15 protein-coding genes are annotated in these 13,172 nt (G+C 52.6%); 4 read left to right on the forward strand and 11 right to left on the reverse strand.

Annotated features, from left to right (window positions below; genetic code table 11):
* The first annotated feature begins 201 nt into the window (after positions 1–201).
* Positions 202–2,535, forward strand: a complete 2,334-nt coding sequence (arcB, locus tag LQK91_RS11230) for an aerobic respiration two-component sensor histidine kinase ArcB (protein WP_105099501.1) — start codon at positions 202–204, stop codon at positions 2,533–2,535.
* A gap of 887 nt (positions 2,536–3,422) precedes the next feature.
* Complete coding sequence (gene mtgA / locus LQK91_RS11235) at positions 3,423–4,142, forward strand: monofunctional biosynthetic peptidoglycan transglycosylase (RefSeq protein WP_105099502.1); 720 nt, start codon at positions 3,423–3,425, stop codon at positions 4,140–4,142.
* Positions 4,143–4,145: 3 nt separating this feature from the next.
* On the opposite strand, the gene npr is transcribed toward mtgA, so the two are convergent.
* From npr to LQK91_RS11290, 11 genes are all read right to left on the reverse strand, one after another.
* Positions 4,146–4,418, reverse strand: coding sequence for a PTS phosphocarrier protein NPr (gene npr / locus LQK91_RS11240; RefSeq protein WP_003851116.1), 273 nt, complete (start codon positions 4,416–4,418; stop codon positions 4,146–4,148).
* Complete coding sequence (gene rapZ, locus LQK91_RS11245) at positions 4,415–5,269, reverse strand: RNase adapter RapZ (RefSeq protein WP_003851114.1); 855 nt, start codon at positions 5,267–5,269, stop codon at positions 4,415–4,417. The genes npr and rapZ overlap by 4 nt, the downstream gene beginning before the upstream one ends.
* A gap of 47 nt (positions 5,270–5,316) precedes the next feature.
* A complete protein-coding gene (ptsN, locus tag LQK91_RS11250; RefSeq protein WP_008925405.1) occupies positions 5,317–5,796 on the reverse strand; it encodes a PTS IIA-like nitrogen regulatory protein PtsN in 480 nt (159 codons plus the stop codon).
* A 152-nt stretch (positions 5,797–5,948) separates the two neighbouring features.
* Complete coding sequence (gene hpf, locus LQK91_RS11255; RefSeq protein WP_003851111.1) at positions 5,949–6,236, reverse strand: ribosome hibernation promoting factor; 288 nt, start codon at positions 6,234–6,236, stop codon at positions 5,949–5,951.
* Positions 6,237–6,257: 21 nt separating this feature from the next.
* Entirely contained in the window at positions 6,258–7,691 is a 1,434-nt protein-coding gene (rpoN, locus tag LQK91_RS11260) for an RNA polymerase factor sigma-54 (protein WP_008925406.1), read from the reverse strand.
* Positions 7,692–7,739: 48 nt separating this feature from the next.
* Positions 7,740–8,465, reverse strand: coding sequence for an LPS export ABC transporter ATP-binding protein (lptB, locus tag LQK91_RS11265; RefSeq protein WP_003851107.1), 726 nt, complete (start codon positions 8,463–8,465; stop codon positions 7,740–7,742).
* 5 nt (positions 8,466–8,470) lie between these two features.
* Positions 8,471–9,022 carry a lipopolysaccharide ABC transporter substrate-binding protein LptA gene (lptA, locus tag LQK91_RS11270; protein WP_033762313.1) on the reverse strand — a complete coding sequence of 184 codons (552 nt, stop codon included), beginning with the start codon at positions 9,020–9,022 and terminating at the stop codon, positions 8,471–8,473.
* Positions 8,997–9,569: an LPS export ABC transporter periplasmic protein LptC gene (gene lptC / locus LQK91_RS11275; RefSeq protein WP_008925408.1), complete on the reverse strand. Its 573-nt coding sequence runs from the start codon at positions 9,567–9,569 to the stop codon at positions 8,997–8,999. The genes lptA and lptC overlap by 26 nt, the downstream gene beginning before the upstream one ends.
* On the reverse strand, positions 9,566–10,132 hold the full coding sequence (gene kdsC, locus LQK91_RS11280; RefSeq protein WP_003851104.1) for a 3-deoxy-manno-octulosonate-8-phosphatase KdsC: 567 nt from the start codon (positions 10,130–10,132) through the stop codon (positions 9,566–9,568). Before kdsC ends, lptC begins: the two co-directional genes overlap by 4 nt.
* A gap of 13 nt (positions 10,133–10,145) precedes the next feature.
* The gene (gene kdsD, locus LQK91_RS11285; protein WP_003851102.1) at positions 10,146–11,129 is read right to left on the reverse strand and encodes an arabinose-5-phosphate isomerase KdsD; all 984 of its coding nucleotides are present in this window, start codon (positions 11,127–11,129) and stop codon (positions 10,146–10,148) included.
* A gap of 16 nt (positions 11,130–11,145) precedes the next feature.
* The gene (locus tag LQK91_RS11290) at positions 11,146–12,126 is read right to left on the reverse strand and encodes a calcium/sodium antiporter (RefSeq protein ID WP_003851100.1); all 981 of its coding nucleotides are present in this window, start codon (positions 12,124–12,126) and stop codon (positions 11,146–11,148) included.
* Between LQK91_RS11290 and LQK91_RS11295 the strand changes: the two genes are divergently transcribed.
* Positions 12,125–12,382 carry a hypothetical protein gene (locus LQK91_RS11295; protein ID WP_128755139.1) on the forward strand — a complete coding sequence of 86 codons (258 nt, stop codon included), beginning with the start codon at positions 12,125–12,127 and terminating at the stop codon, positions 12,380–12,382. The two genes, LQK91_RS11290 and LQK91_RS11295, sit on opposite strands and share 2 nt — an antisense overlap.
* A complete protein-coding gene (mlaF, locus tag LQK91_RS11300; protein WP_008925409.1) occupies positions 12,354–13,169 on the forward strand; it encodes a phospholipid ABC transporter ATP-binding protein MlaF in 816 nt (271 codons plus the stop codon). Before LQK91_RS11295 ends, mlaF begins: the two co-directional genes overlap by 29 nt.
* Positions 13,170–13,172 lie beyond the last annotated feature (3 nt).

A 13,172-nucleotide genomic window follows, 5' to 3' on the forward strand; every position in this document is an offset into this window, starting at 1 on the left:
CGGTGATTCGCTGGCGGCCTTACAGATTATTCATTTGGCACAGTCAGTCAAGGGTTTTAACCGCTTTGTCCTTAACGTCGCCGATCGGCCGCGCGGATGCACCATAACAGGGCGTTTTATCCCGCTTCTCCCTGCGACGTGCTGCGACGTCAGCAGGGTAACTGCGCTATTATGAGGCTGTTTCTCATCCGGGGAGTTGTTATGAAACAAATTCGTCTGTTGGCGCAGTACTACGTTGATTTAATGGTCAAGCTGGGTTTGGTGAGGTTTTCGCTGCTGCTGGCGTCTGCGCTGGTGGTGCTGGCGATGATTGTCCAGATGGCGGTCACGATGGTGCTGCGGGGCCATGTTGAGAGTATTGACGTGGTGCGTTCGGTCTTCTTCGGGCTGCTGATTACGCCCTGGGCAGTCTATTTCCTGTCCGTCGTGGTCGATCAGCTTGAAGAGTCACGACAACGACTGGCCAGGCTGGTGGACAAGCTGGAAGAGATGCGCACACGTGATCTGGAACTCAATCAGCAGATGAAAGAGACCATTACGCAGCTGAATCAGGAGATCAGCGACCGTAAAAAGGCGGAGCTGGCTCGTGAGCAGGTGATGGACAAGTTGCGTGAAGAGGTGACGCGTCGTGAGCAGGCACAGATTGAGCTGGAGCAGCAATCTTCCTTCCTGCGCTCATTCCTGGATGCTTCGCCAGACCTGGTTTTCTATCGCAACATCGATAAACAGTTCTCCGGCTGTAACCGTGCAATGGAATTACTGACCGGCAAAAGCGAAAAGCAGCTGATCGGCCTGACTCCACGTGATATCTACGATGATGAAGCGGCAACGAAGGTGCTTGAAACAGATGAAAAAGTATTCCGCCACAACGTCTCGCTGACCTATGAACAGTGGCTGCAATATCCCGACGGGCGCAAAGCCTGTTTCGAGATCCGTAAAGTGCCTTATTACGACCGGGTGGGTAAGCGCAGCGGGCTAATGGGTTTTGGCCGCGATATAACCGAGCGTAAGCGCTATCAGGACGCGTTAGAGAACGCCAGCCGGGAGAAGACCACCTTTATCTCTACGATCAGCCACGAGCTTCGTACGCCGCTTAATGGCATTGTTGGCCTGAGCCGTATTCTGCTGGATACCGACCTTAATCAGGAACAGCTGAAATACCTGAAAACCATCCACGTCTCTGCTATCACGCTGGGCAACATCTTTAATGATGTCATTGAGGTGGACAAAATCGAACGCCGTAAAGTGCAACTGGATAATCAGCCGCTTGATTTCACCGGCTTCCTGGCCGATTTGGAAAATCTTTCCGGCCTGCTGGCACAGCCAAAAGGGCTGAAATTTGTGCTCGCGCCGCAACTGCCACTGCCGCATATGATTTCCACCGACGGGACCCGCTTGCGCCAGATTCTGTGGAACCTGATTGGTAACGCAGTGAAATTTACCCAACAGGGTGAAATTGTCGTGCGGGTCACCTATGAGCAGGACGAGACGCTGCGCTTCGAGGTGCAGGACTCCGGCATGGGGATTCGCCAGGACGAGCAGGACAAGATTTTTGCCATGTACTATCAGGTTAAAGACCAGCATGGCGGCAAACCCGCAACTGGTACCGGTATCGGGCTGGCGGTATCACGCCGACTGGCGCAGGCGATGGGCGGGGATATCCGGGTTCACAGTGCACCAGGACAAGGTTCATGCTTCACCGTTGAAATCAAAGCCCCGCGTATTGCTGAAGAGGTGGAGGACGAAGGTGTGGATGACAGCCTGCCACTGCCTGCACTGCACGTACTGTTAGTCGAAGATATTGAGCTCAACGTGATTGTGGCGCGCTCAGTACTGGAAAAGCTGGGCTGTAGCGTTGAGGTCGCCATGACCGGCAGTGAGGCGCTGGCGATGTTTGACCCGCTGGAGTTTGATCTGGTGCTGCTGGATATTCAATTGCCTGATATGACCGGGCTGGATGTCTCGCGTGCGATTCGCCAGCAGTATCAGGGAACACATCTGCCACCGCTGGTTGCACTTACCGCCAATGTTCTCAAAGACAAAAAAGAGTACTTCGACGCAGGCATGGATGACGTGCTTAGCAAGCCTCTTGCGGTGCCAGCACTGACTGCGATGATTAAAAAGTACTGGAATTATCAGGCAGAAGCGGAAGAAGAAACGCTTGATGTCAGCGACGACAAAAGTCGGATGCTGCTGGATGTTGCCATGCTCGAACAGTATATCGAACTGGTCGGCCCCGGTCTGATAACCCAAAGTCTGACGATGTTTGAAAAAATGATGCCAGACTATCTTGCGGTTCTGGAATCCAATCTGATGGCCCGAGATCAGAAAGGGATTGCTGAAGAAGGCCACAAAATTAAAGGTGCGGCGGGTTCAGTAGGGCTGCAGCGTTTGCAGATGCTGGCGAAACAGATTCAGAGTCCGGAGTTACCGGCATGGTGGGACAATGTTGTTGAATGGATCGATGAGTTGAAACAGGAGTGGCGACATGATGTGCAGGTACTGCGTGACTGGGTATCAGAGCAGGAGAAGTGATATCCCGGAAAAAAATGACCCCAGCCGAGGCCGGGGTGCGCGAATACTGCGCCAACACCAGGGAAATCATTGCGACCGCTATGATATGAATAATTAATGCAGCCGCAGGGTATTGGTTAACACTGTTATCACCTTAGCAAATTCATCTTCTCGTGCGACAAGATTCATTAAAATTTGTGATATTGAGCAGCGTTTAAATACAGAAAACATTAATTTGCCAACACAGTCAAGTAAGGAATCATTTTACACGCTGTATTGATGGTGTTTTGACCATATTTGCTCTTTTTCGTGTAGTTTTAAGGCTGTCAGACTGGGACGCAGAGTCTGCGCTGCAGTAAAGTGAAGCCGCGTTAACATTCACCTCTCCAGTGTGGCTAACGCGCTGATATTGCAAGCACACAGCCTGAAATGATACGAATTATCCAAAACGATTTGGAATGATTAAAAAGAATCTAAAACTTTCTCCTTTTCCCGTCTGCACACCTGAGGCTTTAAAGGAAGCCAACAGTGCCATAATGGCCAGGAGGGAGTCAGTTAAGCGCTGTTTATTTGAGCGTTATAACGAAGATTCTGATTAAGGTTTAAACTGCATCTGATTAAGAAAAAAATAATAGTTAAATGTAGCGAATGATTCAATCCGGCGCTTATTACTCTTTATTAACTGTTTATCTGGAAAGCGCCTAAGCAAAGGTAAGCAATGGAACCGATTCCTTTTTTACGGAAGTCCTTGAACTATTTCGAACTGTTGCAGCATTTTGATGCAAAATGATTGAATAAAGTCTGGAAACTGTCGTCCCGTTTTCAGCGATAATCGTAAAAAGCCTGTGTTAGTGGCAGTGATTACATGAGTGATTGATTAACGTCTGGAACAAGTGTGGGAAGATTGCATGAACAAGCATAAAGGAAGCGTCGGACAGCGTATCAGACGGATTGTTGGTCGAATCGTATTGGTATGGCTGGGCGCATGGCTGGCAGGTATTTTACTCTTTTCATTCCTGCCGGTGCCGTTTTCAGCCGTGATGGCTGAACGACAGATAGGTGCCTGGTTATACGGTGATTTTAGTTATGTCGCCCATTCAGACTGGGTCGGCCATGACGAAATGTCGCCCTGGATGGGACTGGCGGTTATCGCCTCAGAAGATCAAAAGTTTCCTGAGCATTGGGGCTTCGATGTTGCGGCAATTGAATCTGTACTGGATAACAGCGACAGCCGGATGCGCGGAGCGTCCACGCTGTCACAACAGACGGCGAAAAATCTGTTTCTCTGGGATGGCCGCAGCTGGATCCGCAAAGGTCTGGAGGCGGGTTTGACAGTCGGGATTGAGACGGCCTGGACTAAGCGACGCATTCTGACCGTCTATCTCAATATCGCGGAGTTCGGGCCGGGTATCTTTGGCGTTGAAGCGGCTTCACAGCACTATTTCCATAAACCTGCCAGCCGGCTTACGGCAGCAGATGCTGCTTTGCTGGCGGCGGTTTTGCCCAATCCGATTCGTTATCGTGCTGCTGCCCCCTCAGGTTATGTCAGAGAACGGCAACAGTGGATACTGCGTCAGATGCGCCAGCTTGGCGGAGAAGGTTTTTTACAGCGTAACAAACTCGACTAGGCCTTAATCTTCGTCGAAACCCGCTTCAAATAGCTCAATGACCGCAGCCAGCGCCGGGACTTCCTCCGGCCCGCTGGCTTCAATTTCGATGTGTCCGCCTTTGGCTGAGTCGAGCATCAGCAGCGCAATCACGCTGCTGGCTTCAGCTTCCGTGCCCGCTTCATTGCGCAGCAACACTTCGGCATCAAAGCTCTGCACCAGCTCAAATAACTTCATTGCCGGACGGGCGTGCATGCCCAGCTTATTTTTAATTTCTACAGTTTGTCTGACGGTCATGATTTGCGCTTTTCCAGCGTACGATGGCGTGACTGTACATTCTTACCACGCGAACGGAAGTAATCCGCAAGCTGTTCAGCGATATAGACTGAGCGGTGTTTGCCACCAGTGCAGCCAATCGCTACGGTAAGATAGCTACGGTTGTTGGTTTCCAGCATCGGCAACCAGAGTTCAAGGTAGCTGCGCGTCTGGTAGATAAAGTTATGCACTTCTGTATGGCGATCAAGAAAGGCCGCCACCGGGCGATCGAGGCCAGTCATCGGCCGCAGCTTGGGATCCCAATGGGGATTGGGCAGAAAGCGCACGTCAAACACATAGTCAGCGTCAATAGGGATGCCATGTTTGAAGCCAAAGGATTCAAACACCATGGTCAGCTCACGTTCACGTTTACCCAGCAGGCGGGTACGCAGCATCTCGGCCAGCTCGTGCACTGACATCTCTGAGGTGTCGATGATGAGATCGGCCCGCGAACGCAATGGCTCCAGCAGATCGCTCTCTTCGTCAATCGCGCTCTCCAGCGACAGATTCTTGCTGGAAAGGGGATGCAGACGGCGCGTATCGCTGTACCGACGAATCAGCGTATTACGATCGGCGTCCAGGAACAGCAGCTGAGGTGAAAATGAGTCAGGCAGGTTATTCAGCGCGGTTTCAAAAATTTCCGGAGATTCTGGCATGTTACGCACATCAATGCTGACTGCTGCCGAAATATTACGCTCCGCCAGCGAGTTAGCTAACTCGGGCAGTAGCACGACCGGCAGGTTATCAACACAGTAGAACCCCATATCTTCCAGCGCACGGAGCGCCACTGACTTCCCCGAGCCTGAACGACCGCTAACGATCATCAGCACCATGACCTTTTCTCCCGTTTTAAAACCGGCACCTGGCCGGTAAAGACGTGTTACTGCTCTGTCTGGATTTCCGTAATAATGGCGTAGAGCTCTTCATCACTTTGGGCAGCGCGCAGACGACGGCAGACCGTTTTATCTGCCAGACGTTTCGCCACCAGTGACAGGGTGTGCAGGTGTGTTTTGCACTGGTCGGCCGGGACCAGTAAAGCAAACAACAGATCGACCGGCTGGTTGTCGACGGCATCAAATGCAATCGGCTGTTCGAGGCTGATAAAGACCCCAACCGCGCGCAGCGTATCCTCTTCCAGCTTGCCGTGAGGGATTGCGATCCCATTGCCAATACCGGTACTGCCCATGCGTTCGCGGGTCAGGATCGCTTCGAAAAGCGTCTGGTGCGGCAGGTTGAGCTGCTTAGCGGCCAGTTCGCTGATGATTTCCAGCGCACGTTTTTTGCTCTGGCAGTGTACGCCGCTGCGGGTGCAGTCTGGCGAAAGCACTGTGCTCAATTCCAGTGTAAGATCGTTGTTCATTATCATTTCACTTGCGTGTTCACCAGGCCATTCGCCGCCAGCGCGTCATTACCTCTGAGACAAGCTGCGCTTACTCAGATGACAAAACGGGGCGGATTATCCGCCCCATCCTGTCGGCTCTGCGCGCCAGGCGCGCGTTGCTAGCGTGAAGATTAGTGTTTTTTCAGTTTATCTTTGTGTTTGGTCAGCTGACGGGCCAGCTTGTCGATCAGCCCATCAATTGCCGCATACATATCTTCCGCTTCCGATGTAGCGTGCAGCTCGCCACCATTCACGTGAAGTGTTGCATCAGCCACCTGAGTGACTTTCTCAACTTTCAGGACAATATAGACCTGATTGATATGTTCAAAATAGTGTTCCAGTTTGGCAAATTTCCCGTTGACGAACTCACGCAGAGGCGGTGTGATTTCAACATGTTGCCCGGTCAGGTTCAGCTGCATAGGTCTTCCTTCTCATTTCTTTCAAACCAGTTGTTTACGCTGGTTCGATGGCGGGATGGATAAAGACTCACGATATTTGGCGACGGTACGCCGTGCCACCATAATCCCCTGATCAGATAACATTGAGGTCAGTTTACTGTCGCTCAAGGGTTTGGCTGGATTTTCCGCCGAAATTAATTTTTTCACCAGCGCACGAATCGCGGTTGAGGAGGCTTCGCCTCCACCTTCCGTATTCACATGACTGGAGAAAAAGTACTTTAGTTCAAAAATGCCACGGGGACTGTGCAGATACTTCTGCGTAGTCACGCGAGAAATGGTCGATTCATGCATCTCAACAGCCTGGGCGATATCTGCCAGCACCATCGGACGCATAAATTCTTCACCCTGCTCGAAAAACGCCTGCTGTTGTTCAACAATGCAGCGCGTTACTTTCAGCAGCGTATCATTGCGGCTTTCCAGACTCTTAATCAGCCAGCGGGCTTCCTGCAGATTACTGCGGATAAACTGACTGTCGCTGTCGTTGCGCGCTGAACTGCCCATTGCCGCATAGTGCTGATTGATCTTGAGGCGTGGCAAGCTGTCGGCATTGAGTTCAACCGTCCAGCGACTGCCAACTTTACGCACCAGGACATCGGGAATGACATATTCTGGCTCGCTGGTATTGATCGACTGACCCGGACGCGGGTCCAGCGACTGAATCAGCACCATCGCTTCTTTCAGTACATCCTCTTTGAGGCGCGTCACTCGCATCAGGCTACGGAAATCGTGATTGGCCAGCAGGTCGAGATGCTCGCTGACGATCAGGCGTGCTTCTGCCAGCATCGGTGTGTCAGGCGCATATTGCGACAGCTGCACCAGCAGACAGTCACGCAGGTCGCGCGCACCAACACCCATCGGGTCAAAACGCTGGATGCGTTTCAGCACCGCCTCAACTTCATCCACTTCGAGATCATCGTTGCCGATACTGTCCAGGATCTCCTCAAGCGAAACGGTGAGATATCCGGTGTCATCGATAGCATCGACGATAGAGGTGGCAATAGCGCGATCGGTATCACTGAAAGGCGTCAATCCAACCTGCCACATCAGGTAGTCCTGCAGTGACTGTGTCGTTTCACCCTGATAAACCGGTAATTCATCATCCTGATAATCGGTGCCAGTGCCGGAAGGCGTGCCCGCCGTGTAGATCTCATCCCAGGTGGCATCCAGCGGCAGTTCATCGGGCATCTCTTTCTGCTCAAGCGCTTCGCGTGTATCCAGCGCCTCAGACTCCGGCGATTCCCTGGAGTCGATCTCTTCATGCAGATCAGTCTGCTCAAGCAGCGGATTGCTTTCGAGTGCAAGCTGTAACTCCTGCTGGAGTTCAAGCGTAGAGAGTTGCAGCAGACGAATCGCCTGTTGCAACTGTGGAGTCATTGCCAGCTGTTGGCTGAACCTGAGTTGTAGACCTTGCTTCATAGACAGGATGGTAGTTCCCAGGTAAACATCGGTATTAACGACACCTTATCAGAGTCTGAACTCTTCACCCAAATAAACCCGCTTAACCTGCTCATCCGCAAGAATTTCATTGGGTGTGCCATGCGCAATCAGGTGTCCCTGGCTGACAATATAAGCCCGCTCACAGACCGCTAAGGTTTCACGCACGTTATGGTCGGTAATCAGCACGCCGAGGCCGCTGTCACGCAGATGCTCAATGATTTTCTTGATGTCGATAACGGAGATCGGGTCAACACCGGCAAAAGGCTCATCCAGCAGGATAAATTTAGGATTAGCGGCCAGTGCGCGTGCGATCTCAACACGACGTCGCTCACCACCCGACAGCGCCTGACCCATGCTGTCGCGCAGGTGCTCGATGTGAAACTCTTCCATCAGCTCACGGGCGCGATCCTGGCGTTGCTCTTCTGTCAGATCATCACGAATCTGCAGTACCGCCATCAGGTTATCGTAGACGCTGAGGCGACGGAAAATGGAGGCCTCCTGCGGCAGATAGCCGATGCCACGACGCGCTCGGGCATGCAGCGGCAGGATACTGATATCTTCATCATCAATAATGATACGGCCAGCGTCACGCGGGACAATACCGACCACCATGTAAAAGGTGGTGGTCTTACCGGCGCCGTTCGGACCCAGCAGGCCGACAATCTCGCCGGACTTTACCTGCAGACTGACATCTTCTACCACGCGACGGCCTTTATATGCCTTCGCCAGGTTTTCTGCGATTAATGTGGCCATAGCTATCAGTTACTCTTCTTTCCGCTGTTGGACGAACCTTTATCCTGAAGTTGCGACGGCACCAGGACGGTAGTGACGCGCTTGTTCTGGCCCTGGCTGTAAGCCTGCATTTTCTGCTCTTTTACCAGATAGGTAATACGATCGCCTTTGATGTTGCTGTCCTGCTGCTCAATGAACGCATTGCCGGTCAGTTCAACGAAGTCGTTAGCCAGTTCGTAGTGCAGCTTTGAGGCATGGCCCTGAACCGGCTTGCCGCTGTCCTGCATCTGATAGAACGTAGCGGGGTTGCCGTAGGCATCAACGATGGTTTTCTTGCTGTCGCCACCGGGACGGGTCACCACGACTTTATCCGCCGTGATTTTGATTGAACCCTGCGTCACGATGACATTGCCGGTAAAGGTCGCGACATTGCCCTGCAAATCGAGTGCCTGATTCTGCGAGTCAATGTTGACGGGCTTATCCGAGTCACCGGTCAGGGCAAGCGCCGGAACGCTGGTTGCCAGCAACATGCTGGCCAGTAAAAGCTTCAGGCTATTTTTGTTCATTTTGAATTTCATATGAGGTTTTGACCTTCTCGATTAACTCGGCGTTTTTTGTCCGTAAATTGCCGCGCATTTTCATGCCGGTGGAGTTAAAACTGCGTCCATACAATGTTACCTGATCATCAGAGGTAACATCCTGAGTGACAAGGTTGATCTGTGCGTTATCAGTTTTAATGCGCTCAAGCTGAGAATCCTGCGTCAGCGTATTCAGCTCAACATGGCCATACAGATAAAGCATACGATCTTTGGTGAGCTTTGCTTTATCGGCGCGTAACGTCCAGGTAGGGATTTTATTCTCATCATAAGTGGTCATCACCGGATTTTCGAACCAGCTCAGCTCGTCATCCGAGAAATAGGTCACTTTGTCTGAGACCAGTTTATATGACAGCGCGCCCTGCGGGTTATAAACCACAGTGTGTGAATCAGCACTGGTGTAGGTCGGCGACTGACTGTCGGGCCCGACGGGCGTGCCATTGTCATCCTGGTTAGTAAGATTCCAGCCGATCAAAACCAGTGCAATCAAGGTCAGAATCAGCGTTATCCAACGCCTGCTTTTACTCATACTGATTGCCCTTTGGCATCCTCAAATTTGTTCTGCGCCATTAATATCAGGTCACATACTTCGCGTACCGCGCCGCGTCCACCGGCGATCCGCGTGACGTAGTGGGCGCGTGGCAACAGGATCGGGTGTGCATCCGCCACTGCCACACTTAATCCCACCTTCGCCATAACCGGCCAGTCAATCAGATCGTCACCAATATAGGCGACCTGGTCGTCGGAAAGAGACAGTTTATCCAGAAGTTCACGATAGGCCAAAAGCTTATCCGATTGTCCCTGATAAAGATGACGGATGCCGAGCGTTTTGCAGCGATCTTCCATCAGACGGGCATTACGGCCGGTAATAATAGCCACTTCTACATCAGAGGTCAGCAAACACCGCACACCATAACCGTCCCGCACGTTGAATGCCTTCAGCTCTTCGCCATTATTTCCCATGTAGATCACCCCGTCGGACATCACGCCGTCGACGTCGCAGATCAGCAGACGAATGTTGCTGGCGCGTGCCATAACATCAGCGCTGACCGGGCCATAGCAGGTTTCAATCGGGGGAGTTGCCTGTTGCATTTTCTCTTCCTGTTCAGACTACGCCAGCGCGCAGCATGTCATGCATATGTACCACACCGAGCAGACGGTCGTCATCGGCCACCAGAATCGAGGTAATGTTTTTGGTCTGCATCAGGTTCAGGGCTTCAACCGCCAGCATATTTGGCCGGACGCGGATGCCACCCGGCGTCATCACTTCGCCAATGGTGGCGCGCTGAAAATCGATGCCCATATCAAAAATGCGGCGCAGGTCGCCATCGGTAAAGATGCCTTCAATTTTCATCAGACCGTCGACGATCACCGTCAGTCCCAGGTTTTTGCGCGTAATTTCCAGCAGCGCATCGCGCAGTGAAGCATCCCGCGTGACGTGCGGCAGCTCATCGCCGCTGTGCATGATATCAGCCACATGCAGCAGCAACTTGCGGCCCAGCGCACCGCCAGGATGGGAGAGGGCAAAGTCTTCCGCCGTGAATCCACGCGCTTCCAGCAGCGAAACCGCAAGCGCGTCACCCATCACCAGCGTGGCCGTCGTGCTGGAGGTGGGCGCCAGACCCAGCGGACACGCTTCCTGCGGAACATGAACACAAAGATGCACATCGGCAACCCGTCCCATCGCGCTGTCAGGCCGTCCGGTGATGCAGATCAGCGAAATATGCTGACGTTTTAACACTGGGATCAGCGCAAGAATTTCGCTGGACTCACCGCTGTTAGAGATGGCGATGACCACATCATTTTTGCTCACCATCCCCAGATCGCCATGGCTGGCTTCAGCCGGATGCACAAAAAAGGCGGGCGTGCCGGTACTGGCAAAGGTCGCCGCCATTTTTTTGCCGATATGGCCAGACTTGCCCATGCCCATGACCACCACTTTTCCCTGACAGGCATAAATGAGGGCGCAGGCGCGGGCGAAATCGTCATTGATATATTGATCGAGTTGTTCCAGTCCTTCACGCTCGATGCGCAGGACAGTTTTTCCCGCCTGCTGAAAATCAAATGCTGTTGGTTGCTGATATGACATAGTGAGTCTGTCCTTGTTAACCGTCCATAAATGCCGGCTGCATCCAGAGCAGCGTCACCCAGACGAAGAAACCACAGAGTAAAATTAAGCCTGCCGTGCGACCAACCCGACGGCGACGAAGCAGGCAAAGCAGGGCGAACAGCACGCTGACGCCCAGCATCACCCAATAATCACGGGCAAAAGCGTGATAGTCGATGCTGCCAGGATGAATCAGCGCCGGCAGGCCCAGCACGATGGCAATATTATAAATGTTGGCGCCGATCAGATTGCCGATTGCGATATCATCTTCACCTTTCAGCGCGCCAGCAATGACCGTTGCCAGCTCAGGCAGGCTGGTTCCCACGGCGATAAGCGTCAGGCCCATGACCAGTTCACTGACGCCAAAGTAGTCGGCAAAAGCGGTCGCATTATCGATCACCATCCGCGTCGACATCGGCAGTATAATCAGCGCGACGGCCAGCCAGAGAAAGGCCACTGTATTTCCGCTCTCTTCGCGAGGCAGTTCGGCCAGCTGTTCGCGGGTCAGGGTGTCGTTATTGTCCTGTTCCGCTTTCCGTGCAATGCGAATCACCACCATCAGATAAATAGCGGCTATGGCGATCAGGCCAATTCCATCCAGTCGACTAAGCTGATTGTCAAACAGCATGAATCCGCTGAGCAGGGTAACCAGCAACATTAACGGAAGTTCGCGGCGTATCAGATTAGAATGGACGTAAAGCGGGTGCATGAGCGCAGCGGCACCGAGGATCAGTAAAATGTTGGTAATATTCGAGCCGAGCGCGGTACCCACAGCAAGATCCATCTGGCCATGCTGCGCCGCTGAAAAGGAGAGGATCATCTCGGGCAGCGAGGTGCCGATGCTGACAACGGTCATGCCGATAATCAGTGGCGGGATGCCAAAAGATCGACACAATATTGAGGCGCTAAACACCAGACGATCGGCACCATATGCCAGTAAAAGCAAACCGATAATCAGCAGTGCAGAAGCTAAGAACATGAAAAATCCTTGCGTAAAAACCCGGGCCGGCAATGCTTTTCCCGACCGGTTTAAGGTTCTGTTTGGCGAGACAGGCGCTGATTTTGACCGCCTGAACGGCAAAAGTAAATTTAATGACCATTTTCGCCAAATCTTAGCGGTAAGTTTCTGTAAAGCTATCGTGAATCAGGACCGAACAGGCTACCATCGTACCCCATGTTTACGCCCGATCCTTACAAGAGGTAATAATGATCCAGCAGCAAACGAATCTGGTTGAGGTTCGTGGCGTGAGTTTTTCGCGCGGAGATCGCACTATCTTCGACGACATTTCGCTGACCGTGCCGAAAGGGAAAGTCACGGCGATAATGGGGCCATCGGGGATAGGAAAAACCACTCTGCTACGCCTGATTGGGGGGCAACTTCAGCCAACCAGCGGTGAAATCTTTTTCCGTGGCGAAAACATTCCGTCATTGTCACGCGCTAAATTGTACGAAGCGCGCAAGAAAATGAGCATGCTGTTCCAGTCTGGTGCCCTGTTTACTGACTTAACGGTCTATGAAAATGTGGCCTGGCCGCTGCGTGAACATACCCGTCTGCCTGCACCGATTCTGCACAGCACCGTATTAATGAAGCTGGAAGCGGTGGGTCTGCGCGGTGCTGCCCAGCTGAAACCAGCTGAGCTGTCGGGCGGGATGGCACGCCGTGTGGCACTGGCGCGTGCAATTGCGCTTGAGCCGGAGCTGATCATGTTCGACGAACCTTTTGTCGGACAGGATCCCATTACCATGGGCGTGCTGGTAAAATTAATCGACGAACTTAACCATGCTCTGGGCCTGACCTGTATTGTGGTCTCGCACGACGTACCGGAAGTACTGAGTATTGCGGACTATGCCTATATCGTGGCCGGACAAAAAATTATCGCACACGGCACCACGCCGGAACTGCGAGAGAATAATGACCCGCGCGTGCGCCAGTTTATTGATGGCCATGCGGATGGTCCGGTTCCCTTCCGTTTTCCTGCCGGCGACTATCTCGCTGATTTAACCGGCTCAGGGAGTAACTAAACA

It is taken from the genome of Pantoea sp. MHSD4 (assembly GCF_021043305.1).
GTDB lineage: Bacteria > Pseudomonadota > Gammaproteobacteria > Enterobacterales > Enterobacteriaceae > Pantoea > Pantoea eucalypti.